The sequence below is a fragment of the Idiomarina sp. OT37-5b genome, assembly GCF_002968395.1.
Taxonomy (GTDB): Bacteria; Pseudomonadota; Gammaproteobacteria; order Enterobacterales; family Alteromonadaceae; genus Idiomarina; species Idiomarina aquatica.
The window spans coordinates 2,282,787-2,308,035 of sequence record NZ_CP027188.1 but is presented as its reverse complement, the minus strand read 5'-3'; the positions used below and the strand labels follow the sequence as shown (position 1 = coordinate 2,308,035).

21 protein-coding genes and 1 other RNA gene are annotated in these 25,249 nt (G+C 49.4%); 9 read left to right on the top strand and 13 right to left on the bottom strand.

The features are described from left to right. Nucleotides 1-17 precede the first annotated feature (17 nt). The gene (gene rpiA / locus C5610_RS10935; protein ID WP_105307175.1) at nt 18-680 is read right to left on the bottom strand and encodes a ribose-5-phosphate isomerase RpiA; all 663 of its coding nucleotides are present in this window, start codon (nt 678-680) and stop codon (nt 18-20) included. A 72-nt stretch (nt 681-752) separates the two neighbouring features. Beyond that, nucleotides 753-1,334 (bottom strand): 5-formyltetrahydrofolate cyclo-ligase, encoded by a 582-nt coding sequence (locus tag C5610_RS10930; protein WP_105307174.1) that lies wholly within the window; start codon nt 1,332-1,334, stop codon nt 753-755. Between the two features lie 41 nt (nt 1,335-1,375). Here C5610_RS10930 and C5610_RS10925 point away from each other — a divergent pair, with 41 nt between their 5' ends. After that, the gene (locus C5610_RS10925; protein WP_105307173.1) at nt 1,376-2,944 is read left to right on the top strand and encodes an amidohydrolase family protein; all 1,569 of its coding nucleotides are present in this window, start codon (nt 1,376-1,378) and stop codon (nt 2,942-2,944) included. Between the two features lie 19 nt (nt 2,945-2,963). Here the strand turns inward: C5610_RS10925 and ssrS are convergent. After that, nucleotides 2,964-3,151, bottom strand: a non-coding RNA gene (gene ssrS, locus C5610_RS10920) — 6S RNA. A 19-nt stretch (nt 3,152-3,170) separates the two neighbouring features. Then, the gene (gene zapA / locus C5610_RS10915; protein ID WP_105307172.1) at nt 3,171-3,485 is read right to left on the bottom strand and encodes a cell division protein ZapA; all 315 of its coding nucleotides are present in this window, start codon (nt 3,483-3,485) and stop codon (nt 3,171-3,173) included. Nucleotides 3,486-3,631: 146 nt separating this feature from the next. Here zapA and C5610_RS10910 point away from each other — a divergent pair, with 146 nt between their 5' ends. From C5610_RS10910 to C5610_RS10895, 4 genes are read left to right on the top strand one after another with little or no spacing between them, the layout of a single operon-like run. Beyond that, complete coding sequence (locus C5610_RS10910; protein WP_105307171.1) at nt 3,632-4,198, top strand: UPF0149 family protein; 567 nt, start codon at nt 3,632-3,634, stop codon at nt 4,196-4,198. 14 nt (nt 4,199-4,212) lie between these two features. Next, a complete protein-coding gene (gene pepP / locus C5610_RS10905; protein ID WP_105307170.1) occupies nt 4,213-5,535 on the top strand; it encodes a Xaa-Pro aminopeptidase in 1,323 nt (440 codons plus the stop codon). Continuing rightward, nucleotides 5,517-6,668, top strand: coding sequence for a 2-octaprenyl-6-methoxyphenyl hydroxylase (gene ubiH, locus C5610_RS10900; protein WP_105307169.1), 1,152 nt, complete (start codon nt 5,517-5,519; stop codon nt 6,666-6,668). Before pepP ends, ubiH begins: the two co-directional genes overlap by 19 nt. Next, entirely contained in the window at nt 6,665-7,837 is a 1,173-nt protein-coding gene (locus tag C5610_RS10895; protein WP_105307168.1) for an FAD-dependent oxidoreductase, read from the top strand. The genes ubiH and C5610_RS10895 overlap by 4 nt, the downstream gene beginning before the upstream one ends. 26 nt (nt 7,838-7,863) lie before the next feature. Here C5610_RS10895 and C5610_RS10890 read toward each other — a convergent pair whose 3' ends face one another. After that, the gene (locus C5610_RS10890) at nt 7,864-8,706 is read right to left on the bottom strand and encodes a LysR family transcriptional regulator (RefSeq protein ID WP_105307167.1); all 843 of its coding nucleotides are present in this window, start codon (nt 8,704-8,706) and stop codon (nt 7,864-7,866) included. 141 nt (nt 8,707-8,847) lie between these two features. Between C5610_RS10890 and gcvT the strand changes: the two genes are divergently transcribed. The 4 genes from gcvT (at nt 8,848) to C5610_RS10870 (ending at nt 14,096) form a co-directional block, all read left to right on the top strand. Then, nucleotides 8,848-9,927, top strand: coding sequence for a glycine cleavage system aminomethyltransferase GcvT (gcvT, locus tag C5610_RS10885; protein ID WP_105307166.1), 1,080 nt, complete (start codon nt 8,848-8,850; stop codon nt 9,925-9,927). A gap of 33 nt (nt 9,928-9,960) precedes the next feature. After that, nucleotides 9,961-10,350, top strand: a complete 390-nt coding sequence (gene gcvH, locus C5610_RS10880) for a glycine cleavage system protein GcvH (RefSeq protein WP_105307165.1) — start codon at nt 9,961-9,963, stop codon at nt 10,348-10,350. A 109-nt stretch (nt 10,351-10,459) separates the two neighbouring features. After that, complete coding sequence (gcvP, locus tag C5610_RS10875) at nt 10,460-13,348, top strand: aminomethyl-transferring glycine dehydrogenase (protein WP_105307164.1); 2,889 nt, start codon at nt 10,460-10,462, stop codon at nt 13,346-13,348. A gap of 136 nt (nt 13,349-13,484) precedes the next feature. After that, nucleotides 13,485-14,096, top strand: a complete 612-nt coding sequence (locus tag C5610_RS10870; protein ID WP_105307163.1) for a SprT-like domain-containing protein — start codon at nt 13,485-13,487, stop codon at nt 14,094-14,096. 9 nt (nt 14,097-14,105) lie between these two features. Here C5610_RS10870 and C5610_RS10865 read toward each other — a convergent pair whose 3' ends face one another. From C5610_RS10865 to C5610_RS10830, 8 genes are all read right to left on the bottom strand, one after another. After that, nucleotides 14,106-15,356 carry a hypothetical protein gene (locus C5610_RS10865; RefSeq protein WP_105307162.1) on the bottom strand — a complete coding sequence of 417 codons (1,251 nt, stop codon included), beginning with the start codon at nt 15,354-15,356 and terminating at the stop codon, nt 14,106-14,108. A gap of 2 nt (nt 15,357-15,358) precedes the next feature. Further along, nucleotides 15,359-16,303, bottom strand: a complete 945-nt coding sequence (locus C5610_RS10860; RefSeq protein ID WP_158682688.1) for a nucleoid-associated protein — start codon at nt 16,301-16,303, stop codon at nt 15,359-15,361. Between the two features lie 213 nt (nt 16,304-16,516). After that, nucleotides 16,517-17,314, bottom strand: a complete 798-nt coding sequence (istB, locus tag C5610_RS10855; RefSeq protein WP_105306322.1) for an IS21-like element helper ATPase IstB — start codon at nt 17,312-17,314, stop codon at nt 16,517-16,519. Beyond that, nucleotides 17,311-18,330 carry an IS21 family transposase gene (gene istA, locus C5610_RS10850; protein ID WP_105306323.1) on the bottom strand — a complete coding sequence of 340 codons (1,020 nt, stop codon included), beginning with the start codon at nt 18,328-18,330 and terminating at the stop codon, nt 17,311-17,313. Before istA ends, istB begins: the two co-directional genes overlap by 4 nt. A 68-nt stretch (nt 18,331-18,398) precedes the next feature. After that, entirely contained in the window at nt 18,399-18,611 is a 213-nt protein-coding gene (locus C5610_RS10845; RefSeq protein WP_105307160.1) for a hypothetical protein, read from the bottom strand. Between the two features lie 174 nt (nt 18,612-18,785). Continuing rightward, a complete protein-coding gene (locus C5610_RS10840; protein WP_105307159.1) occupies nt 18,786-22,007 on the bottom strand; it encodes a type I restriction endonuclease subunit R in 3,222 nt (1,073 codons plus the stop codon). Beyond that, nucleotides 22,004-23,230: a restriction endonuclease subunit S gene (locus C5610_RS10835; RefSeq protein ID WP_105307158.1), complete on the bottom strand. Its 1,227-nt coding sequence runs from the start codon at nt 23,228-23,230 to the stop codon at nt 22,004-22,006. The genes C5610_RS10840 and C5610_RS10835 overlap by 4 nt, the downstream gene beginning before the upstream one ends. Beyond that, nucleotides 23,227-25,236 (bottom strand): type I restriction-modification system subunit M, encoded by a 2,010-nt coding sequence (locus C5610_RS10830; protein WP_105307157.1) that lies wholly within the window; start codon nt 25,234-25,236, stop codon nt 23,227-23,229. Before C5610_RS10830 ends, C5610_RS10835 begins: the two co-directional genes overlap by 4 nt. Nucleotides 25,237-25,249 lie beyond the last annotated feature (13 nt).

Sequence of the window (25,249 nt, the reverse complement as noted above, 5' to 3'; positions counted from 1 at the left end):
ATTGTGTTTGTGCAAGGTTAAAACGTGTATTTCTTCACGCCCTCTTTGCTGCCGAGCAGGGCAACGTCAGCGCCGCGCGCAGCGAACAGGCCGTTGGTAACCACACCGACGATATTATTGAGCTTTGCTTCAAGCTCCATCGGTTTCATGATTTCTAAATTGTGAACGTCGAGAATCCAGTTGCCATTATCGGTTGTTACCCCCTGACGCCAAACGGGATCCCCGCCGAGCTTAACAATTTCGCGGGCAACATAGGAACGCGCCATCGGGATCACTTCAACCGGTAATGGGAAGCGCCCTAAAATGGGTACCATTTTGCTGTCATCGGCGATGCAAACGTACTGCTCGGCGACCGCGGCAATGATTTTCTCGCGGGTGAGCGCAGCGCCGCCGCCTTTGATCATTTGACCAAACTCATTGATTTCATCAGCGCCATCAATGTAAACCGGAACCGGACCCGCTGAATTCAAGTCAAATACTGGTATACCGTGTTTTTTCAACCGTTCGGTCGAGGCTTCAGAACTTGAAACGGCGCCCTCGATGTCGTCTTTTTTCGCGGCCAAAGCGTCGATAAAAAAGTTAACGGTGGAACCGGTGCCAACACCAACAATACTGCCGTCTTGTACGTATTCCATGGCCGCTTCAGCGGCTGCTTTTTTCATTTCGTCACTGCTTGTCATCAGAGGGCTCCAAATAAAAACGGATTTGGTAAGTCAGTATACGAGTTTTAGCCGCCGGTTGCACAACACAATTCATTTAAACCGCCAATGCTTTGAGGGGGTAATCACTTCGTTAATCGGCACATCCCAAGCGGCGGTAGGAATCGCCTCAACCCGCTGTTGATCATAAGCCAGACCAATGGGTTGTAAGCGCGGTAAGGCACCACGTCGCCATTGCGCCAGCGTGCGATCGTAATAGCCGCCGCCCATGCCGAGTCGGTTACCCTGTTGGTCAAAACCGACCAGCGGCATAAACAACCAATTAATTGCGGCCAACGGCACCACCTGTCGGCAGTCGAGCCGGGGTTCACGAATCCCGTATCGATTGTTCACCAGTGGCGTGTCAGGCTGGTAATTCAAAAACAACAAATGGCCCTTGGCAAACGGGTGTAACACCGGCAGCACGGTGCGGACGCCTTGTTGCCACAGTGCAGCGATACTTGGGGCCGTGTCGAGCTCGTTAGCAAAACTGAGAAAGATGGCAGCAACCCCTTGCTGACCGGTCACGCGTTGCGCTACACGTTGCGCAACCGCATCGGCAGCCTGTCGGCGGCTGGTCTCAGAAAGAGCGGCTCTGGCCTGCTGTAACTTGCGTCTTAATTCGTCTCGGGTCATGCTAGTACCACGCTAAAATAACAACAAAACAAGGATAACCGATGCGAGCATTAAAAACGATGTTGGCTGGACTGGCTCTACTCACGGTCAGTAGCGCAGCACTGGCTTGGCAAGCGCCACCGAAAGCACCAGAGCGGGAGCGGGGCGATGGTCCTTATGAACGGCTGATATTGCGCGGCGGCACTGTCATCACCGGCGAAGGAGCACCACCACAGGGACCGGTCGATATTGTGATTGAGAACGACCGGATCACGCAAATTGTCAGTGTGGGTAATCCAGGCGTCCCTGTGATTGAATCGCGGCGCCCCAAAGCCGGCGCGGATGATAAAGAAATGGACGTCAGCGGGCATTATATCCTGCCGGGTTTTATCGATATGCACGCCCACATTGGTGGCTCGGCCGAGGGAATTCCGGCAGAGTATGTACTGAAGCTATGGTTGGGTCATGGTATTACCACCATTCGTGAACCTGGCAGTTTTAACGGACTGGATTGGGTAAAGTGGCACCAACAAAACGCGCAGACCAACGACATTGCAGCGCCACGCATTGTGCCTTATGTGGGGTTTGGACAAGGTTGGGATAAGCCCATATACAACGCAGAACAGGCACGCGACTGGGTGCGTTACATAAAAAAACAGGGCGCTGCCGGGATTAAGTTTTTCGGTGCCTCGCGTAAAGTGATGGAAGCGGCCCTGGATGAGGCCAATAAACAGGGTCTGGGTACCATGATGCACCACGCTCAACTGAACGTGATGTCGATGAACGCTCTGGATTCAGCGCGGCTCGGACTTACCTCCATGGAGCACTGGTACGGCTTACCGGAAGCGCTGTTTGAACAACAACGTATCCAGGACTACCCCGCGCATTACAACTACAACAACGAACAGAACCGCTTTGAAGAAGCGGGTAAACTCTGGCAACAAGCTGCCGAGCCGGGCTCCGATAAGTGGAAGGCCGTGCGGGATGAGCTGATCGAGTTGGATTTTACCATCAACCCCACACTGACGATTTATGAGGCGTCGCGGGACTTGATGCGGGAGCGCCAGGCGATTTGGCATGATGAGTATACCTTACCGAGACTGTGGGACTTTTTTGAACCCAGCCGTTACGCACATGGCTCCTATTGGTTTGACTGGACCACCGACAACGAAATTGCGTGGAAGAATAATTACGACAAATGGATGGCCTTCCTGAAGGACTATCATGCCAATGGCGGTCGCATCACACTGGGTTCCGATGCCGGTTACATCTATAAAATTTACGGCTTTGGTTACATTCGCGAAATGGAACTGCTGCGCGAAGCGGGCCTGAATGCATTAGAAGTCATTCATTCCGCAACGGTATCCGGTGCTGAAGCTCTGGGCATGGAAGACGACATCGGTAGTATCGCACTGGGCAAAAAAGCGGACATGGTGATCGTAAAAGAAAATCCGTTGGCCAACTTTAAAGTACTTTACGGCACCGGCCACTTTAAGCTGGACGATAACAATAAGCCGATGCGCACAGAGGGCGTTAAGTACACGATCAAAGACGGTATTGTGTACGATGCCCAGCAATTGCTGGAAGACGTTAAAGGTATTGTTGCCAAAGAAAAAGCATCACGTCAGTGATGCTTTTTACTCGATAGGGTGGTTTCCCGGAGGCGCCGTTGTTGGGCGTTAGCCCTTGAACCCATTGGTTCAAGGCGGGGAGCAATTGGTATCCGTCGTAGGCTTCCCGATACGTGTCGGGCTTGCTCATGACGGGCCAGTGGTCCCCTTTAGATAAAAGCATCGGCTCAGGGACATTCGCCTACCTGTCGTACGCCCCAGGAAACCGCAGAAATCGTTATATTGTTTAGCGTGAACCGCGCTGCGATCGCTGTTCACTCATAGCTTGTTCTATGGTTGCCTGCAGTAATTGGATCTTTTCTTCCAATTTAGCGGTGCGTGCCGCCTGGTCGTTTTGATCCTGCATCCACTCGTGGCACAGGTTCAGGGCGGTCATTACCGCAATTTGCTCGACGTTGGTTAAGCTGGTGCGTTCTTTGGTGTCACGCAGGCGCTTATCGAGTGCATCGGCGGCTTGCTGCAACGCACTTTCCTGACCGGCAGGACAATTCACCCGATAGTTTCTGTCCAGTAAGGTTATGTCCATAGTACGACCCGCCATTTTGCAGACTCCCTGCTTATCATTCTTTAAAACACAGTGTTTGTGCCAACGGCGGTTATTATGACACGAGCCGCCGGTGCTTGTCAGCTAGCGTATTATAAAGGCCAGTGTTAGGATGTAAGCAAGTAAATTCAAGGATTTTTACAATGCCGACACGTTTTAATTACGATCGATTGGCGGAATTGCTCGCGCAATTTGATATGACGCCATCTGCTGCGGAAGTACAAGGTATGCTAACCGGACTCATCGCAACGGGCAGTGATGCCCAGAGTGACGAGCTGATGACCTTGATGACCGATTTGGCCTACGACGGCAATACCATGCCCGCCGAGTTAAAAAACTTGCTGCGGGAACAGGCCGAAGAGATTCAGGCGGCTTTGGGCGACCGTGATATGGGTTATCAGTTATTATTGCCCGATGATCAGGCGCCGCTCGGTGACCGTCTGCAGGCACTCGGTGGCTGGGTGCAGTCTTTCTTGGTCGGTTTTGGCGTCAACCAGGCCAATGTGGCTAACACGTCCGGAGACCTGCGCGAGGCGCTTGACGACATGATTGAAATTGCCAAACTCGATTTTGATGATGAAGACGGCGAAGATGCCGAGCGTGCTTACTTCGAAGTGGCCGAATATCTGCGCATTTCGGCAATGATGTGCTTTACCGAACTGGGTCATCATCAGCAGACTGTGCCGGAGAAAAATAAAACCTTACATTAAACCGAGGTGTGTCAATGAAGCCCGTGATTCCGCAGGATGAATTTCTGCAACGACGCAAACGTGTGTTGCAGCAGCTACCGGCCAACGTTGTAGCGCTGGTGGCAGCGAACCAAGAATTGACCCGTAGCAACGACACCGAGTACCCCTTTCGGCAAAATAGCTACTTTCATTACCTGACCGGGTTTAACGAACCGGATGCGGTGTTGGTGTTGAGTACGTTGCCGGAACAAGCGGGCAGTATCCTGTTCTGTCAGGATAAGGATCCGAGTGCCGAGGTCTGGCACGGTCTGCGGCTGGGTTATCACAACGCACCGAACGCTCTGGGGATTGATACCGCTCATGACATTGAGGAACTGGACGACCGCTTACCGGAGATCCTTAACGGCGCTGAGAGCGTTTATCTCATCCTCGGTGAGGATGAAGGTCTTGAGCATCAAGTCCATGAGGCCATGGCATTTTTGCGGGAAACCGAAAAACGCGGTAACAAAGTACCCCATAGGATCGATGACTTGCGGCCGCGGCTTGACCGAATGCGGCAAATTAAGTCAGCGCACGAGCTGAGCGTCATGCGCGAAGCAGCGCGGATCAGCAGTGAAGCGTTTAAACGCATCATGAAATTTGTCCAGCCGGGAGTTTATGAATATCAGCTTGGCGCCGAGCTACACCATGAGTTTGCCATGAACGGTGCGCTGTATCCCGCCTATGGCATGATTTGTGGCGGTGGCGCTAATGCCTGTGTACTGCATTACACAGACAACCGGGATCAGTTACACGACGGTGATCTGGTGCTGGTGGACGCTGGTGCCGAATATCAGGGCTATGCCGCCGATATTACCCGAACGTTTCCGGTCAATGGCAAGTTCTCGGATGAACAAAAAATGTTGTATGAGCTGGTGCTGCAGGCACAGCAGGCAGCCTTTGCCTGCATCAAGCCGGGGGCTGATTTGCAGCAAGCGACCGAGGCAGCCGCTCGTATTATTAATGATGGCCTGACCGAGTTGGAAATTCTAAAAGGCGACGCCGAGGAAAACTTTAACGGGCAACGCTGGAAACAGTTTTTTATTCATGGTTTAAGCCATTGGCTTGGGCTCGACGTACATGATGTTGGTCGTTATAAAGACGCGCAGAATCGTCCGGTAAAACTGGAACCGGGTATGGTCATTACGGTTGAACCCGGCATTTATATTTCGCGCGAATCCGGCGTGGATGAACGCTGGCGCGGGATTGGTATTCGTATTGAGGATGACCTGATCATCACCGAAGACGGCTATGAAAACATCACCGAATCGGTGCCTAAGACGGTTGAAGAGATAGAAGCGTGGATGCAAAAGTTGTAATTGCAGGCGGAAGTTTGGTCGGTGCGTTGACGACATTAATGCTCGCGCAGCAACGTCCCGACTGGCCTATCGTTGTGGTTGAACCGCGTGATAGCGGGCCCCCTAACGACAAACGAATCATTGCCCTGGCGGCGGCTTCGGCCAAACGCCTGGAGCAGCTTGGAGTGCTCGGCGCAGCGCAGACACAGACGCCGATCGAGCACATTCATATCAGCGACCGCGGTCATCTCGGCGCGATGGAGTTACATGCGGCCGCTGAGAACGTCGCCGCCTTGGGCGTTGTGGTGCCAGCCGCAGAACTGTTACAGACCTTGTTTGAACGTTGTCAGCAACTGGCTAATGTGCGCTGGCTGAGCGGTTGCCGAGTCACCGCGATTGAACAAAAAAGTGACTCTGTCGCCGTTTCCATCAGTGACGGGCGTACCATCGAAGCGCAACTGTTGGCGGGAGCTGATGGGCAAAATTCTTACGTGCGGGAAACGCTAAGGCTGGCAAGCTCAGTCGAGGATTACAATCAGGTTGGCTGTATTGCCACCCTTACTCTGGATCGTCCGCTGCAGGGCTGGGCTTACGAGCGTTTTACCGAAGACGGCCCCATCGCGCTGTTGCCGATGCCAAAACAACAGGCGTCACTGGTATGGACGTTTAAAGGCGAAGTGGCCGACGACGTGAAAAGCTGGCACGACGATTACTTTATTGACGCCTGCCAGCGCGCTTTCGGCTATCGAGCCGGCGCCATTACAGCAACCTCGGAGCGGTTTTTTTACCCGCTCCAATTGCGCCGCGCGCATCGCTCGATTCATCATCGCTGCGTGATTTTGGGCAACGCCTCGCACGCATTGCACCCAATTGCCGGACAAGGCTTTAATCTCGGCCTGCGGGATGTCGAAACCCTGGTCGAGGTGCTGTCCGGTGTCGACGATGCCGGCGCTTTTGCCGCCCTGAATGAGTACCATCGGCGCCGTGAGCAAGATTACAACGCCATCATCAATTTGACCGATCTGTTGGTGCGTGGTTTTTCCAATCGGTATTGGCCTATGGTGGTTCCACGTAACCTTGCTCTACTTGGGTTACACCATTGCGGGCCGTTAAAATCAGCTTTTGCCCGCTTAACCATGGGGATGCGCGCATGATACGTCAGCAAACCGATATCGCTATTGTCGGCGGTGGCATGATTGGCCTCGCACTGGCCTGCCTGCTGGCGACTCAAGGGCGCCGGGTAACGGTGCTGGAGCGCCACACACAACCTCAGTTGGGAGACGAACTGGCACTGCGCGTCAGTGCTTTGAACGCCCGCAGTCGAAAGCTGTTGGAGCAATGTGGCGCCTGGGCATTGATCGCTCAACACCGCACCGGCCCTTATCACCGTATGCAGGTATGGGATAAAGATAGCCCGGCACACATCGAGTTCAGTGCCCAGGACGTCAACGCCGATGACTTGGGGGCTATTGTCGAAAACAATGTGATTGAGCATTTTCTCTGGCAGCGGGCGCAGGCGTTGCAGGTCGACATCCGGCAGGCTGAGGACTGGAAGCTATTAAATGCGGGGGATGAAGACAGCCCGGCGGAATTCAGTCTGGGTAATGAGCTGCTGAGTGCACAACTGGTTGTTGGTGCCGATGGTGGCCGCTCGCAGGTGCGACAGTGGGCCGAATTGCCGATCACATTCTGGGATTACCAGCAGCAGGGAATTGTCGCCAATATCAAAACGGAGCGACCGCACCAGGGCGTTGCGCGGCAGGTATTTCTGCCGACCGGGCCGTTGGCATTGTTGCCGACGCCCGAAGCGCACACGGTGTCGATTGTCTGGTCAGCGGATCAGCCGTTTGCCGAACAATTGCTGGCGGAGTCGCCAGAACGTTTGGCGAAATGGGTTGAGGCCGAATCCGGACGGATCCTTGGTGCGTGCGAAACGGCATCGCCAGTGAAAGCGTTTCCGTTGCGTATGCAGTATGCGCGCCGTTGGCAACACCAACGCATTGTCCTGGCGGGCGATGCGGCGCACACCATTCATCCGTTGGCAGGCCAGGGGGCAAACCTCGGGTTTGGTGATGTGCAGGAACTGGCGCAGGTGTTGGCCGAGGTTGAGTTGAAAGACCTGCGCGCGCTGTCGCGGAGACTGGGGGCGTATGTCAGAACCCGTAAAGCTGAAACCCAGCTTATGATTGCCGCTATGGAAGCGTTCAAGCGCGGCTTTGGAACCGCCAACCCGATTCTCAAAGGCCTGCGCGCCATCGCTTTCGCACTCCCTAACCACGTGACGCCACTCAAACGGAAGCTCGCCGAAATCGCCCTGCGGTAGCTTGCGCCTTTGGCGCAAGGGTATTGCTAGATCCGTGCTTTCAGGTAATCCGCCAGTTGCGATGCCGCGCTGGAGGCGCCGCCGGCGAGTCGCATGATGACATTGACGGAACCCGGGTGCGGCAGGCGCTTGCCGTCGGGCAGCAGATCGATAATGGCAATGTTTTCAGGTACGGTACTGCGTGCCAGTACGGTAATACCCAGCCCGCTGTTTAACGCCGCGGTGAGACCGGAAAAGTCGGTGTTGGTGTAAGTAATACGGTACGGTTGATGAATTCGTTGCAAACATTGCTCGGCACGGCGCCGGTAAATACAGCCTTCCGGCGCCACAACCAACGGAAAACTCGGTTGCTCCATTAACGCCGATGACCCCACCCAGACCAACTCCTCGCGCTGAATCAGCACGTCGCTCTTATTGGTTTGCTCACGCAGCGCAAGGATAATATCAAACTGTTGACCAAGCCCGGTCAGTAAGTCTTTACTTAATGCAGAGGTAACCTGCAGAGTTACCTGCGGATAGACTTGCGCGAACTGCCCTAACACGCTGGGTAGCAAACTGGAGGCAAATTCACTGGTAATGCCTAATCGCACTTTACCACTGACCTGCTGGGGTTCGAATTGCGCCCAGGCCTGATCGTTCAAGGCCAACAGCCGTTGCGCGTAATCGAATAATACTTCGCCGTCGGCTGTTAACGCGAATCCAGTGCCGTGACGGGTTAATAATTCCACCCCGACTTGTTGCTCCAGTTTTTTTAACTGCAGACTGATCGCTGGCTGCGAACGTCCCATGCGCTCACCGGCTGCAGTCATGCTGCCGAGCTCAATCACGGTGGTAAAGCTGCGCAACGCCTCTAGAGACAGGTGCTTCATTGTAAGACCTTATAATGTATGCGTCAGGTATTTAAAAAATTAATGCCATTATAAGCAATATTCATTTTTAGTTTAAGTCGAACCCGCCTATAATTTGCGCCCATTACGTCAGTAAAACTTTTCTTAAAAAAGGATCGCGTTATGGGTAGCAAAACGCCACTGTACGATGCACACGTAAAAGCCGGTGCGAAGATGGTTGATTTTCATGGCTGGGACATGCCATTGAACTATGGTTCGCAAATCGAAGAGCACCACGCTGTGCGTCGCGACTGCGGCGTATTCGACGTGTCGCACATGACCATCGTCGATGTGGAAGGCCCTCAAGCTCAGGCCTTTTTACGTTACCTGCTGGCCAACGATGTCGCCAAGTTGAAAACGGAAGGTAAAGCACAGTACACCAGTATGCTGAATGAAAACGGCGGTGTTATTGATGACCTGATCGTTTACCACTTCTCTGAGACGTCCTACCGTATGGTCGTGAACTCAGCGACCCGTGACCGTGATCTGGCCTGGATCGAAAAGATCGCCGCGAACTTTGACGTTACCACCAAAGAACGCGATGACATGGGCATGCTCGCTTTGCAAGGGCCGAATGCGGCAGAAAAAATTCAACAGGTGCTGAGCGCTGAGCAGTACGCTGAAATCGACGGCATGAAACCGTTCGTCGGCAAACAAGTCGGTGACTACTTTATCGCGACCACCGGTTATACCGGCGAGAAGGGGTATGAAATTGTGGTTCCGGCCGAGCAACTGGTCAATCTTTGGGATGCGCTGTTAGCGGCCAACGTTGCGCCTTGTGGTCTGGGCGCACGCGACACGCTGCGACTGGAAGCCGGAATGAATTTGTACGGCCAGGATATGGATGAAAACATCACTCCGTTGGAAGCCAACATGGGTTGGAGTGTGGCGTTTGAGCCGGCCGACCGCGACTTTATTGGTCGCAAAGCATTAGAAGCGCTGAAAGAAAAAGGCCACGATAAGTTGGTTGGATTGGTGATGGAAACCAAAGGCGTATTACGTCACGGTCAAAAAGTGACCGTTGAGGGTGGCGAAGGTGTCATTACATCTGGTACATTCTCGCCTACACTTGGTTTCTCAGTCGCGATGGCGCGTGTTCCTGCAACCGTCGGTGAAACCGCCGAAGTAGAAATGCGGAAGAAGCAAGTGCCGGTAAAAGTGGTCAAGCCGAGCTTCGTGCGAAACGGTCAATCTGTTTTATAATAACGTTTTAAAGTTGAACTACAGGAAGTCATTATGAGCAACATTCCAGCCGATCTGAAATACGCATCAACCCACGAGTGGGTTCGTGACGAAGGTGACGGCACCTTCACCGTAGGTATCACCGAACACGCACAGGACCTGCTGGGCGATATGGTGTTCGTTGAGCTGCCTGACGTAGGCGACAAAGTAGAAACCGGCGATGACATCGCAGTGGCAGAATCGGTGAAAGCGGCGTCTGACATCTATGCACCGATCAGCGGTGAAATCGTGGCCGTCAATGAAGATTTAGAAGACGCTCCAGAAACCGTCAATAACGACCCATACGGCGACGGCTGGCTGTTTAAGATTAAAGCAGATGACAGCGGTGAGTTAAGTAACCTGCTGGATGCAGACGCGTATGAAGCGTCTATCGACGAAGACTAACGTCATTATGTAATAGCAGACATGGAACGTCGCGAACCCCGGAGCTCTCAGCCGGGGTTCGTTGTTTTTCTCAAACAGAAATTTCCCTATTTGTACGAGGCCGAGGTAAATGACCAGTACTACCCTGACGCAATTAGAACATCATGATGAATTTATTGGCCGCCACATTGGCCCAAGTGCCGACGAGCAAAAAGCTATGCTCGACGTGCTTGGCGCTGAATCACTGGAAGCGCTGACCAAAGACACGGTTCCCGGCAGCATTTTACGTGAACCTTTTCTACAGGTTGGCGAGCCAAAAACGGAGCGTGAAGCGCTGGCGCAGCTGAAGGCCATCGCTAAGAAGAACCAGATCTTCACCTCTTACATCGGCATGGGTTACTACGATACCGTTACGCCGAATGTCATTTTGCGTAACGTACTGGAAAACCCGGGCTGGTACACCGCGTATACCCCATATCAGCCAGAAATCGCACAAGGTCGTCTAGAAGCGCTGCTGAACTTCCAGCAAATGACCATGGATTTGACCGGCCTGGATTTGGCCAGCGCGTCGTTGTTGGATGAAGCCACCGCAGCGGCCGAAGCAATGGCGATGGCAAAACGTGTGTCGAAGAACAAAAAATCGAACGCATTTTATATTGCCGACAACGTCTATCCGCAGACCATCGACGTGGTGAAAACGCGAGCGGAATACTTTGGTTTTGAAATCATTGTCGGCCCGGCTCGTGAAGCCTCCGATCACGACGTGTTTGGTGCATTGTTGCAGTACCCGGACAAAACCGGTGAACTGCATAACATCGAACAGTTAATTGGCGAGTTGCAGGAAAACAAAGCCATTGTCGCCGTGGCGTCAGATCTGATGAGCCTGTTGATGCTAAAAGCGCCCGGGGAAATGGGTGCGGACATGGTGTTTGGTAACGCCCAACGTTTTGGCGTACCCATGGGCTACGGTGGTCCACACGCGGCGTTTTTCGCTACCCGCGATAAGTTCAAGCGCTCGCTACCGGGTCGCATCATCGGCGTTTCGAAAGACAGCCGCGGTCGTCCTGCACTGCGTATGGCTATGCAGACCCGTGAACAGCACATCCGCCGTGAGAAAGCCAACTCCAACATCTGTACGGCGCAAGTGTTACTGGCCAATATGGCGTCGTTTTATGCCGTTTACCATGGTCCTCAAGGTCTGCGTCGGATCGCCAACCGCATCCACCGTTTAACCGACATCGTTGCGCTGGGCCTGCAGGACAAAGGCGTCAAAATCAACAACGGTCATTGGTTTGACACACTGACGTTCGAACTGGCGGATAACGCCACTGAGGTGTTGGCGCGCTCGAAGAATGCTGGCATCAACTTACGTAATGACGGCAATGGCGTATTTGGCGTGAGCCTGGACGAAGCGAAGACCCGCCAGGATGTCGAAGTCCTGTTCCAGGTGCTGTTTGGTGACGATCACGGTCTTGATGTTGACGTGCTCGACAGCCGTGTTGCCAGTGGCGAAGTGGAGTCTATCCCGGCGGTATTAGTGCGCCAGTCAGAGTTTCTAACGCATCCGGTATTTAACGAATACCATTCAGAAACCGAAATGCTGCGTTACATTAAAAAGCTCGAAAACAAAGACCTGGCACTGAACCATTCGATGATTTCGTTGGGATCGTGCACCATGAAGCTGAACGCTACCGCCGAAATGATTCCGGTGACCTGGCCGGAATTCGGTCAGTTGCACCCGTTCTGTCCGGTAGAACAGGCACAAGGGTATGCTGAGCTGGTTGCAACACTGTCGGACTGGTTAATCGACATCACCGGTTACGATGCGCTGTCGATGCAGCCTAACTCCGGTGCACAGGGCGAGTATGCGGGTCTGTTGGCCATTCAGAAGTACCATGAAAGCCGTGGCGAAGCCCATCGCGATATCTGCCTGATCCCGAGTTCAGCGCACGGTACCAACCCAGCGTCGGCACAAATGATGAACATGAAAGTGGTTGTCGTAGACTGTGATAAAAACGGCAACGTCGACATGGACGATCTTAAGGCAAAAGCCGAAGAGGCGGGCGACAACCTGTCGTGCATCATGGTCACCTATCCGTCGACTCACGGTGTGTACGAAGAAGGCATCCGCGAAATTTGTGATCTGGTGCACAGCTATGGCGGTCAGGTTTACATGGACGGTGCCAACATGAACGCTCAGGTTGGGGTTACCTCGCCAGGCTATATTGGCTCGGACGTGTCGCACTTAAACCTGCATAAAACCTTCTGTATTCCACACGGTGGCGGCGGCCCTGGTATGGGTCCGATTGGCGTCAAGGCGCACTTGAAGGACTTCTTGCCAAACCACAGTGTGATTACTCTGGATAGCACAAAAGCCGGCAACGGTGCGGTTTCTGCAGCACAATTTGGTAGTGCCAGCATTCTGCCAATTTCGTGGATGTACATCGCGATGATGGGTGGTCGTGGCCTGCGTGAAGCGTCAGAAGTAGCTATTTTAAACGCTAACTATGTCGCCGAGCAGTTGAGCAAGCACTTCAAGATCCTTTACCGCGGCCGCAATAACCGGGTTGCCCATGAGTGCATCATCGACCTACGTCCGTTAAAAGAAGCCGCTGGTATCGCCGAAATCGACGTCGCCAAACGCTTACAGGATTACGGCTTCCATTCACCGACCATGAGTTTCCCGGTAGCGGGTACCATTATGGTCGAGCCGACCGAGTCGGAGTCGAAAGCCGAGCTGGATCGCTTTATCGAAGCCTTGGTCAGCATTAAGAAAGAAGCCGATAAAGTTGCCGCAGGTGAATGGCCGAAGGACAACAACCCATTGGTCAATGCACCGCATACACTGGCTGACATTACCGATGCCGAATGGGATCGTCCATATGACCGTCAGGTAGCAACCTATCCGGTTGAAGCCGTCGGCTACGACAAGTTCTGGCCAACGGTTAACCGTATTGACGATGTCTTTGGTGACCGTAACCTGATGTGCTCATGCCCGAGCATTGAAGAGTATCGGTAGCGAGTGCGTTTGATATTCTCATGAAATAAGTCGTTTAATGGGAATAAATAAGTCGTTTAAAAGTGAAGCCCACCTTGTGTGGGCTTTATTTTAATGTAGTATCATTTACTGATGATACTACCGCTCGGCTCTCAAGATGATTCAAGATTTTAAAAATGCTGCTAACCTTTTCTACGGTGAGAATTCGGGGGATCTCATGTATGGATTCCTGCAAGAACTTTGCGAAAAAGCATTTAGTAACGAAGTAAGTGCAGAGGTTCCCATTGTCATGACTACTGCGCAATCGTCATACAATCGTTTTGCGGGCTGGTACAACTCTGAGTCTCATACAATTGAATTGGTTAATCATCTTTGCAAATCTAGTAAGGGAGGAATAGTAGCCAAAGATAACAAAGAAGTTCTGCTCACCTTGGCCCACGAATTTTGCCACCTATACCAGTTCAAGGTACTGGGCGGAACAAAGAGTAGGCGCGGACCCCACCGTTGTAAGAATTGGTATAAATCAATCAGTTTGGCCAGTCCATTCGTATGTGGGGTTAATATAGACGGTTTATGTAAGCCGCTGAAATCGATAAGGGAAAATGGGAGAATTCGCAAAATTGCGAATGAAGAATCGCTTACAGAGAGCGAGTTGACTCATTGGCCACGTTCAATAATCAAGCTGGTACAGCAAGGCGATAATCGCCTTGAAGGACGAGCGGTGGGAGGCCGATGCGAACTTTTAACTGAGGCTGGGAAAAATGGTTGACGAGAACGCTCAATAGAACTTCATCCAGAATATGTAGGTGGCAGTAATGCTAATTGACCAACCAACGGCTCTCGCTCCATGCAATGTCAACCCCAGTAATTTTGATTGTTTATCGATTGTCATCTTGGCTTCATCTAAGCAGTTTTTCAAATCCTGAGGGTAGTCTTCTCGTTTTTGTTCAAACTGATTGAAGACCATTCTCTGACTTGCATCGATGTTGTTTTTTAGAAGCAGTTGGTTTCTGACAAGACCACTAATAATCAGAGAAACCAACAGGGCTCCAGATACAAATAAAGCACCCTCGCCAACTGAGTCCAATTTTTTCATCGTTAGTAACGCTGCAAACGAAATAGGGATACTAAACAGTTTACCCGTAACATCACTCAAAACTCGTGATAGTGAATTTGCTATTTCAACCTCTGCCTTGGCTAGCTCGTTTCGTAGCTTACTGAATGAAAAGCCGCTGATATATATGTCGAAATTCTGTTTGTATTTTCTAAGTAACTCTTCCCAAGTATTCAATACATATTTGAAAGTATTGATTTCTTTTGGAGTAGCTTCAATAGTTTCTGCCAGACACAAACGGAACATACTCGCCTTTTCCTGAGCATGAGACTCAGCACTTTTTTCCGAATCGACTATAACCGAAAGAGTTCGTAAGTCCAGTTCCTCTCCGTCTAAGTCATCTTCTTCAAACCTCGTTTCAAGAACAACAGGGTGATAACCATTTTTAGAAGTATCATTTATCACAAATACTAACTGATATGTCTCTGCGTGAGTTTTTTCATCATGATAGTGTGCTATTTCAGATAACAGGCTAATTAACTTACATATGCTCGCTAGCCTAGTACTCTTCGGTCCTTTATGGTTTGGCTCGACTAACAAGTCATCTTGAGAGATATAATATGTTTCAGGTATGTCACCTTTGAAAAGTGTCTTACGATTGGTTAGTAGCTGGCTGAAGCTATTATAAAAGGGTAAAACTCCTCCCGTAGATAAAGCCCAACGAAATTGAACTTGTTGGCCGGGCGCGATTTGTTGGTTATCACCCAGTTCTAAATCATCCACCAATAACTCTTCAAATCTACCGAAAGTATTGTCTAGCGATTGGCATTTTTGAATGGCAGAAATAAGCTGTTCCGTAGCGCTTAGTTCAGCTTCGATCCGGTTGTTGTCGCCAATATGGGGTCTGCCTGAAGCTCTGTAAAGCGATACAATGGAGCTTAATATGACTTCAATTTTCGATGACTTATTACTCATTATCAATCATCCGTGATTGCGGACTTCATTTCGGGAGTTAAATTGTTTATGACTAAGCGACTATTGTCCTTGTCATACCAAATTTCGGCGTTTTCGTTTACTCCGAGAGCATGCTTCTCAAACTGAATTTGCCAGTTGGCAGTTTTGATTTTAACTTTTGCATGTTTGTTTATTGTCGCCAAATGAACCCTAAACTCGCTTGGAACCTGAACCTCTTCACTATTGAGATATTCTGCTAGCTCTTTTTCTAGGCTTGTCCTTTGTTCGTCATCATATGTGGCAGGTAAATGTTTCCGAGCTACCGCTGTGAGATCATTGATTGTCGCGGCTCTCTGATCTTCATAGCATTCGCGCAAATATGAAAATACGTCGGCTTTAAGGTCAGAAGTTTTGGTTCTTAATTCCGGTTTTTTCCGGAAGAATTTAGCCATTTCTTTACAAGCAGCGTCAGTAGCACGGCTAGCAGCGACACCACCGCTGCACCCCAATGCCTTTATAAAGTAGCCAGAAGCGCTTTGATTAGTGCGAGGGCTGACAAAGCTTAAATAGCTGAACTGGTCCTTGTCTTCATTTTCAGCCAACTCATGCTGCAAATATCTCTCAATATTAATCCTAGCAGCCTGATGTAGTTTACTCAGGTCTAATTCCTGTATACCCACCGGTTCAAGGTTTTCATTGAGTTGTATACCCTCGCGCTGTTTTATCATTGCCACGAGCAGAAACGGCTTGTTTTCACTGAGGTAAGATGCAAACAAAATATAGCCACCAGATGCGAAATTAACGTCTCTAGCTTTGGCTTGCAGTGAGTTCATTGCTGTTTTAGTCAATGAAATAAAGTCAGCTGCACTTTGAGGCCCCTGTCTAAATCCTTCAAATGAGCCGGGAAAAAAGCCCCTTTCTTCGTCATTGTTAGCAAAAGTGTCAACAACGGATGAAAACTGATCCACTTTTGTCCTAAAAACAACGGAGTAAAAGTGATCCACCCTTAGCTAATTTTATACTTCAGACGCCGGCTACAAAGTGATCCACAAAAGTGCTTACTCAGCGTCAATTATCATGGCCGGTTTGCGGTTTATCCGAAAAGCATCGGAATAAAATTGATCCACCTTTACAGCCATTTTCGTGCACAACAACGGTATTTAACTGATCCATTGCTGCATTTAAGCATCAACAAGTACTTCTGCGCTTGTTTCGACAGCAGGTATTATTCCTGCAGCTTTTTTGCCCTTTAATCGGAAGCTCTCTCCACTAATTTGCACAATGTGCGAATGGTGCAGAAGCCGATCTAATAATGCCGCTGTGAGCGTTGTGTCATCGGCAAAAGCGTTCGACCATTGTGAAAATGGCAAGTTGCTAGTGACGATGACACTACCTTGCTCATATCGCTTGGCGATAACATTAAAGAACAGATTCGCCTCATCGCGACCAAAAGGTAGATAACCTATCTCATCAATAATGAGCAGCTTCGGCGCAAGTACACTGCGCTTTAAATACTGCTCAAGTCGGCCTTGGCTTTTTGCCGTTGCGAGTTGAAGCATTAAATCAGCCGCTGTAATAAACCGAGTTTTAATACCACGCATTACCGCAAGGTAACCGAGGCTGATAGCCAAGTGGCTTTTACCAACGCCGCTAGGGCCGAGTAATACAATGTTCTCGGCACGTTCAACGAACGCTAAGCCAGTTAGCTCTTTTAGTTGCTGTCGTGGTGCGCCACTAGCAAACTTAAAATCGTAATCATCGAACGATTTTAATGCTGGAAAGCCAGCCAACTTAAGAAGCGTCTCTTGTGTTCGTCGTGTCCGTGCTTGCAGTTCAAGCTGCAGTAGTTGCTCTAGAAAGTCGGCAAAAGTACCTTCTTTAGCACTTGTTTTATCTGCGACGGCAGACCACTCAGAACTAATGGTTCCGAGCTTGAGCGTCTCACAAGCGTCTAGTATGCGTTCTTGTTGAAGGTTCATAAACGTCCCTCCAACAAGCTGTCATAGACGCTCAGCGGGTGCTGTAAGCTCTCTATCGGTGTTGGTCGGCTCGCTGATGATGTCACGATACGACCGTGTTCTTTAGTTGGTAGCGGTTGTAAATGAAACCGCTCTTGCTCAAGCAATATCTGCGGCTTCTGTCCCGTTGTACCGTGAATACGTTGATGCGCAACGTGTTCAAGCCATGGGCCAATGTGAGCGTTGGCCACCGACACATCAAAGCGTAAGCCATGCTGCTTCAAACTCGCCGCTAATGGCGTGATGAAGCTGCTTTTTAAATACGAGTTGAAACGCTCAACCTTGCCCTTCGTGCGAGCCCGATAGGGGCGGCAAGCACGCGGTTGGAAACCGTAGTACTTAGCGAACTCGAGCAGCGCTTGGTTCCAGCGATGCTGTCCTGAGCCATATGCATCACGTTCGATCATAATGGTCTTGGCGTTATCAAACAGAACGTGTTGAGTAACACCACCGAAGAAGACAAATGCTTTTTCTAAACCGTACAACCAATCTTCTTGGCGCTCGCGCTCTGAAAAGTGTACGAAGGTTGCACGACTAAACGATAACGTCGCGACAAAGCCCTTCATGCGACGCCGGTTGCGGTTGATGTTAGTGAAATCAACTTGCAACTGCTCACCGGGCTGGGTCTCGAAACGAACCACTGGGTCGCTCGCTTCTGGCTTTTTAAACTGCGATACATACTGTCGCAACTGAGTCATACCGCCGTTATAACCTTGGGCTTCTATCTCTCGAAAGAGAACCGTTGCCGGTATCCAATCAGGCTCAGCGGCTTTAATCCGTTCCCGAAGATATGCCTCATAAGGGCCTAACTTCGTTGGGCGCGCTTCACGCGCCGAATAGCTTGGCGTTACTGTTGGCCGGGCCAGATAGTTTTTTACTGTGTTGCGGGAAATACCAAGACGGCGTGCAATCTCGCGATTACTTAATCCCTGTCGGTGTAAAACGTGAATGTCCACTAGTTGCTCCTGAGTTAGCATGTTAGGCCGCCTTGTCTTATTGAAAAGTGCGGCTATGATGCCTCAGGTGGATCACTTTTAAACCGTTGTCAGTGGATCAATTTTACTCCGTTGGTAACAAAAGTACCGAAAATTGCATTATTATCCTTAGTTCCGTATAGGTTAATGACGCCTTCGACCAATTTGCGTACTGACTCTGCTTCGCAGTTTAGTGTCTCTTCTTTTATCACTGGCGCTTGAATACGCTGCTTAGATTCCTTTCGTAAATGGTGTATGACCACATGATGATGTTCGACTGCCATTTCATTTTTCCTTTTATTAGTTCGTGCCTTAACCTACTAGATGGGCACAAAACATACAATCTGATAGTCTGATTTCTTACTCTTCATCATCATTATTCGGAAGTTTTAGATCAAAGTCGTGGGCTCTTTAATATCTTAACTTTCTAAATGAGAGAGCTGAATTGTTTGCACTCTCTACATTTTGAGTCTGCTAAACTGAGCGAGTTTGGCCGATTGCCGCTGCTGCATGAAAATATGTTGGAACACCAGCTCTGCTTTTTCGTCTACTTCCTCGGGCCCGAAGCTTGGAGGTAGCCCGCTTTTTTCGTCCCATAGAAAGTCTTTGATCTTTACCTTGATCTCGTCGCGGGTGCTTTGCTTGGCCGCAAAATCTTGAATTCGTTGCAGCTCTTGATTGAGCGTTTTATAAAGCGATTCCGCAACCTTCTTAATTTTGTTTGTGTCAGCTTTAGCGAGGTTTGGTTTGAGTAGTAGGTCAAATAGCGCTAGTGATTCCTCGGTTAACCCTTCTTTCACTGCGCGTTGCTCTTCTTCAGATAGGTCTTCAACTAATTTGAGCAAGGCATCAAACGTAGCTTCGATGGTCACACGGTCTTTTTCGTTGTTGTATTCGTTTACGATCTCTTCGTAATGCTTTTGAAAGTCAGTGCGAGTAGGATTTTGCATCAGCAGTCTAAGTAACTTGCGTTCGACCATCTCCTTGAGGCTTGTAACAGTGCTATTTTTGGCCGGGGAGCGCTCAAATTCCTTACGTAGGCGTCCAAAGTCGATTTTGCTGATATCGTAAGGCTTGGTTGGCTCTCGCGTGCCACCGCCGATCTCGATACTGTCTTCGATAATTTTATGTAACTCTTGCATGATGTCCGAGATGTCTGCGCGCTCAACGTCCTTCTGCAAGCTCTTATAAATGATATTGATGGCGTCGTAAGCTGCGCGATATTGGTTAATGTCCTTAATGGTCAGACAGGCTTTGAACTTCTTAAACACCTCACGAGACAGTATCTCGTAGCGTTTTCGAGTTTCATCGTTTTCGTTTACTGCTTCTTTGGCATCAATGATTGATTTGTTGCGAGCGAAGCCAGTAGTTTCTAACACATCTTCAAGTCGAAACTCTTTGTCAGCCAAAAATGTACGAACTGTATCAATTGATTCGGCAAGGTCGGCCAGCAACTCTTCATCTGGTTTTACAGGATCGAATTCATTCGGTGATTCGCCACCTTCGCCTTCAATTCCTACATGTCCAGCGAAGGTAGCTAGTGCTTTGCGCAGATTTTTAAGAATACCGCAGTAATCGACAATTAAGCCGTTGTTTTTACCCTCAGAGACACGGTTAGCTCGCGCAATCGCTTGCATCAATGTATGGGCTTTGAGCGGCTTGTCTAGATACAAAGTCGAGAGCGTGGGAACGTCGAAGCCGGTAAGCCACATGGCACATACAATGGCTACCCGAAATGGATGGGCTTCCTTCTTAAAGGCGCTTTCCATGTCGATGCGTTTGCCATCGGGCGTTTCAAAGCCTTCTTTTATTAGTCGACGGTGCGGGGTGATATCCAACCCCCATTTCCTAAACTTATCGACTTCGCCTTGCTCTTCGCTGACGACTACCGACATGATGGTTTCTTCCATCCAAACCAGCTTGCGCTCAAGCTCCATAATGGCTTGCTCATCGCTTAGCTTGTTGCGCTCTTTTGTCAATTCTTCTAATTTCGCTAACCATTTATCAAGAATGATTTGGTGCATGCGAACACAAGTAACTTTGTCTATGCACACCAGCATTGCTTTGCCCGTTTGCCAGCCTGTACTGTAGTGTTCGACAAAATCTTCAGCGATACTTTCTAACCGAGATTGAGCGGTGATGATGTGGTAATCGCGCTTTAGCTCTCTTTCTAAACGCTCTGACACGTCTTGATCATCAATTTCAAGTTCTTCTACTTTAGCGGCAATTTTCTCATTCAATTCATCGGTTGCCACCCCAAGCTTTTCGCCGCGCGCATCGTAGTAGAGTGGCACAGTGGCGTTATCTTCCACAGCGCGCTGGAAGTCATAAGTTGAGATGTAATCACCAAATACCCGTCGTGTAATCTCGTCATCTTTAAAGAGTGGGGTGCCAGTAAACCCGATGTAACTCGCATTGGGCAGTGCATTGCGCAGATTCAGTGATAAGCGTCCGTATTGGGTGCGGTGCGCTTCGTCGGTGATAACAATAATATCGTTACGCTCTGAGTAGGGCTCGTCAGGGTCAACATCCTGATTAAATTTTTGAACCAGTGAGAATACATAGGCTTTATGTTGATTTAGCAATGCTTTTAAATGCGTACCAGAGGATGCGCGGCACGGGTCTTTGTCATTGTCGACCAGCTTACAGCCAGCGAAGGTGTTGTAGATTTGTTTATCGAGATCTTCACGGTCCGTGCAGATTAAAAACGTGAAGTTGCCACCTAGCTTTCGATGAATCTTACGCGCAAAGAACACAATGGAATAGGATTTCCCAGACCCTTGAGTGTGCCAGAATACGCCCAGTTTACCTTTGCGTGCTTCACGTTCTTGAACAGCACCAATGGCTCGGTTGACGCCGAGAAACTGGTGATTACGAGCGATAATTTTGACAAGTTTGCCGTTGCTTTCATCAAAGAGTGTGTAGTTCTCAAAGAGATCAAGGAAGTTATGCTTGGCGCAAATGCCTTTAAGCAAAGTTTCCATATCGACCATGCCGGGCTCGGCTTCTGCTAGCCGCTTCCAGTCATTGAAGTGCTCAAACTTACTGGAGATAGAACCAATTTTGGCATCCACACCGTTCCCTAGAATCACAAAAGCATTGTGATAAAACAGGTGAGGAATCGTGTCTTTGTAGTCAGACAGGTTGTTCTCAAAAGCATGACGGATGTCTTTGTGAATGGTCTTACACTCGATAAACAACAGTGGAAGACCATTAACAAAACCAACGATGTCAGCGCGGCGTCGATAGATATCACCACGCACCCAAAGTTCACGCACGCAAAGAAAGTGATTGTTTTCTGGGTTCTCAAAATCAAAAACCTTCAGGCGTTTCTTTTCTAACTCGCCCTCGGCATTGCGATATTGAACGAGCACGCCTTTTTTAACGCGCTCATATTGCTCGAAGTTGATTTGTAGGGTATTTTCAGTCACAGGCGCTTCGGTAATTTGACGAAGCGCATCTTGATATGCGGCCTGAGGTAGGCCGGGATTAAACTTAACGAGTGCTTCACCAAGATAACGGGTTAACACCACCTCTTTATCTGATTGACGACCTAGTAGACCTTCCTTGCCGAAGGTTTCCATATTGTAGGCAAACACGTTGTCCCAACCCAGCTCGGTCTCTAGATAGTCGGCTGTGGTGGCTTGAACCAGCGTATCTTCGTTGAGAGGTGGGTTCATACGGCAAGCTCTCCGCTCATGAGTTTGGGAAGTAGCAGGTCACGGGCTTTAGCTAATTGCTTATTTTGTTCTCCCAACCTATGAATTTGCTCGTAACTCGCTTTGCAAGTATCGTGGAATTGATCAGTTAACTCTGTCTTGGGCAGTAAAAAAGGTGCTCTTTCGAAGTCAGCGGGTCTTACCGCCGGATAACCCACTCCTGTAGCATGATTCACCAAGTACGCTACAAAAGCATCGGTAGTAACAAACTGATATAGGTAAGTGAAAGGTACTCTTTCGGCAGTAATTACCGTGAAGCCAGTTGAAAAAACATCGTTTTCAACAGGGCGCAGAACTAAAGCATATGCTTTAAGATTTGGTCTTACATTTGACCAAATAATATCGCCATGCTGCGCGATTCGTCTTGCTCTTCCGGGCGCATCTGCTGCAATCATGCTCTTTTTTTCTTCGATATTGCCTTTTGAAACAGAAGCAATATCAATATAATTTAGCTCTTCGGGGAGCCTTTTGGCTTTGTGGCTACTTGCATTTGTGACAGCGACATCACCTAATGTCACTAATTCCCAACCCTCCGGCACGCCATCGACAATTTTAACGTGCTCATGGCCGGGGAAGCGGAAGCGCACGAACCATTCTTTATATAGCTGCCGCGCCGACTCTTCGAGCAAAGTAATCCTGCGTTTGTTGTTTTCGATTAGGTCGTCGTATGCACTAAGAGTATTAACAATCCATTCTTGAGTTTTTATGTCTGGATATTTAACTTGGACAGACCTCATAATTGAGGTGTTCAGGTTGAGCATTGTCGAGCCAATTGCTCTTCCTTCCAACCATTTGACCACGTGCTCTTGGTCCAAGTAGTAAAACAGAAACTTATTAAGTACATCTGCATCAGGTATATGAATTTTTAGACAGCCTGTACCACAGAAATACTTAGAGCCCTCTTTGATGTATGCTCTTTTACTAATTTCACCTCTTCTAGGGAAGACTATATCCCCAGCTGATAACATATGCCGACTTAATGCATTAGCTTTTGCTTCCGATATTCTGGCAATCTCACTCTCGTCAACCGTTCCAGCTTTGATGTCCTTGGGCATCACTACTGGTGTACCAGCTTTATCATCGATGTACTCAGATTGCTTCAACTGAGATCCAAATGGGCCAGTCTGTATGACTCCATTCGCAGAATCACATAGCTCACCAAGCGATTTTGATTTCCAACTCATATCCCCAACTCCTCGAAGTTTTTCTGAATTTGAGCCGCGAGCTGAGCTGCTTCCTCATTGAGGCCTTTAAGTTCAATATGAATATCCCGTAGGGTTTCTTCAAAATCGAAATTTTCATCTTCGACTTCTGCGGCAACGCCGACATAACGTCCGGGGGTTAGGCTCCAGTCGTTGGTGGCAATTTCTTCTCTGTCTACCAATTTCACGAGGCCTAAGACGTCTTGTAGTTCGGCATCGGGGAAGCGCTCTTGCAACCAATGAGCTTGCTTGTAGAAATAACGAATGAGCTTTAGCTGCTCGACTGCCTCTTTGCGATGCTCATCTAACGCTTTAACCAGTTTGTTAAGGCCTTTTTCTCCGCTCTCTTTCGTCTGCTTTTCGGCGAATTTGTATAACTGGTCAATTTGCTTGATTAAGTCGCGGCTGGTTTCGGTAAGCGGCTCCACTCGGTTAGCGAAAGCAAGTAACCCAGCATTGTCCTTGTTTATTTGCTGCCATGCTGTGTTTTGAGCATCAATATCTGATTCAAAGGTCGAAATGTCTTGGCACAGCACATCAAAAGCAGCGCTGATATCGGTATCCACTTGCGGCAACTTGTCGAGCAAGTCTTGGGCTTGAGCAACAAAGGTATCCATGGCTACTTTGCTTGTTGCAGCTTCATTCAACGCATGCGATAGATGCTGCTCAACGAGACCAACATAACGGTCGGTTTCACCTCGATACAGCCAAACAATAGCGGTCAGGTTTGCCAGCTGTTCTGGTGAGAAGTCATAGATTTTACGGGTGACTTTGCGATACACATTACGCGCATCCAGCATGAGTACTTTGTCGTTATGTTTGGCAGGCTTTGCCTTGTTGAAGAACCATAGTTCACAAGGAACAGAGCGGGTATAGAAAAAGTTTGAGCGTATGGAAACCATAGCATCAACATGTCCCGTTTCCACCATCTTGCGCCGCACTTCAGCCTCGCCACCACCAGAACTGGAAGCTTGTGATGACATGACAAAGCCTGCGCGGCCATTTTCATTCAAATAGCTGTAAAAGTAAGACATCCATAGGTAGTTGCCGTTGGATACACTGCCTTTTTTATTGACGCCCGGAAGGCCAAAAGGTAGCCGAGGGTCGTTTTTGATTTTTTCAGCGTCAACGTCGTCGACGTTAAACGGAGGATTTGCCATAACAAAGTCGGCTTTACCGATAAAATCGTGCGGATCTTCGTAATAGGAAATCGCCTTGTTGATGCGACCTTCTAACCCATGTACGGCGAGGTTCATTTTGGCTAAACGAATGGTGGTTGGGTTTTTCTCGGCACCGTAAAAAGTCACCAAATCTTGTGGGCTCTTATGCATGCGCTCGATAAAATGAGCGCTTTGCACGAACATACCACCAGAGCCACAGGCTGGGTCAATAACGTTACCGTGGTCAGGCTCGATTATGTTTACGATGAGTTGTACCAGAGAAACAGGCGTGAAAAATTCGCCCCCATCATGAGCGCTTTGGTTGGCGAACTGGGTCAGGAAGTATTCGTAGATACGGCCAAAGATATCGCCTGTCGCCTTTTTCAGGGCAGGGTCGTTAAAGGTTCGTAATAAATTGCCTAGAACATCATTATCTAATTCCTGATATTCGCTTTTGGGCAAGATACCTTGAAGCGTTTCGTAGTCGTCCTCGATAGCTTCCATGGCATTAATGATAGCCTGAGCACGATCGTCGCCCTCAGTTAAGTTAACGAGGTATTCGAACTGGGCTTCTTCCTGCAAAAAAATTGCGCCTTTACTTGAAAAGTCTTCTTTGGTTAATGGCCGGGTTACGCCACCACGTGATGGAAGCGATGCTTCTATCTGCGGTTTCACAGCGAGGAAGCGGCTGTAGGCATGACGCAAGAAAATCAGCCCCATCACAGGCATAAAGTACTCGTTACTGGCGTAGTTGCTATTCGCCCGCAAGTTATCTGCGCTGCCCCATAGGCGATTTTCAATTGCTTCTATATTTTCCAGTTGTGCCATTACTTCTTATTCT

Coding starts and splice junctions, on each gene's coding strand:
- rpiA (WP_105307175.1), bottom strand. CDS start 680: ATGACAAGCAGTGACGAAATGAAAAAAGCAGCCGCTGAAGCGGCCATG.
- C5610_RS10930 (WP_105307174.1), bottom strand. CDS start 1,334: ATGACCCGAGACGAATTAAGACGCAAGTTACAGCAGGCCAGAGCCGCT.
- C5610_RS10925 (WP_105307173.1), top strand. CDS start 1,376: ATGCGAGCATTAAAAACGATGTTGGCTGGACTGGCTCTACTCACGGTC.
- zapA (WP_105307172.1), bottom strand. CDS start 3,485: ATGGCGGGTCGTACTATGGACATAACCTTACTGGACAGAAACTATCGG.
- C5610_RS10910 (WP_105307171.1), top strand. CDS start 3,632: ATGCCGACACGTTTTAATTACGATCGATTGGCGGAATTGCTCGCGCAA.
- pepP (WP_105307170.1), top strand. CDS start 4,213: ATGAAGCCCGTGATTCCGCAGGATGAATTTCTGCAACGACGCAAACGT.
- C5610_RS10895 (WP_105307168.1), top strand. CDS start 6,665: ATGATACGTCAGCAAACCGATATCGCTATTGTCGGCGGTGGCATGATT.
- C5610_RS10890 (WP_105307167.1), bottom strand. CDS start 8,706: ATGAAGCACCTGTCTCTAGAGGCGTTGCGCAGCTTTACCACCGTGATT.
- gcvT (WP_105307166.1), top strand. CDS start 8,848: ATGGGTAGCAAAACGCCACTGTACGATGCACACGTAAAAGCCGGTGCG.
- gcvH (WP_105307165.1), top strand. CDS start 9,961: ATGAGCAACATTCCAGCCGATCTGAAATACGCATCAACCCACGAGTGG.
- gcvP (WP_105307164.1), top strand. CDS start 10,460: ATGACCAGTACTACCCTGACGCAATTAGAACATCATGATGAATTTATT.
- C5610_RS10870 (WP_105307163.1), top strand. CDS start 13,485: ATGATTCAAGATTTTAAAAATGCTGCTAACCTTTTCTACGGTGAGAAT.
- C5610_RS10865 (WP_105307162.1), bottom strand. CDS start 15,356: ATGAGTAATAAGTCATCGAAAATTGAAGTCATATTAAGCTCCATTGTA.
- istB (WP_105306322.1), bottom strand. CDS start 17,314: ATGAACCTTCAACAAGAACGCATACTAGACGCTTGTGAGACGCTCAAG.
- istA (WP_105306323.1), bottom strand. CDS start 18,330: ATGCTAACTCAGGAGCAACTAGTGGACATTCACGTTTTACACCGACAG.
- C5610_RS10845 (WP_105307160.1), bottom strand. CDS start 18,611: ATGGCAGTCGAACATCATCATGTGGTCATACACCATTTACGAAAGGAA.
- C5610_RS10840 (WP_105307159.1), bottom strand. CDS start 22,007: ATGAACCCACCTCTCAACGAAGATACGCTGGTTCAAGCCACCACAGCC.
- C5610_RS10835 (WP_105307158.1), bottom strand. CDS start 23,230: ATGAGTTGGAAATCAAAATCGCTTGGTGAGCTATGTGATTCTGCGAAT.
- C5610_RS10830 (WP_105307157.1), bottom strand. CDS start 25,236: ATGGCACAACTGGAAAATATAGAAGCAATTGAAAATCGCCTATGGGGC.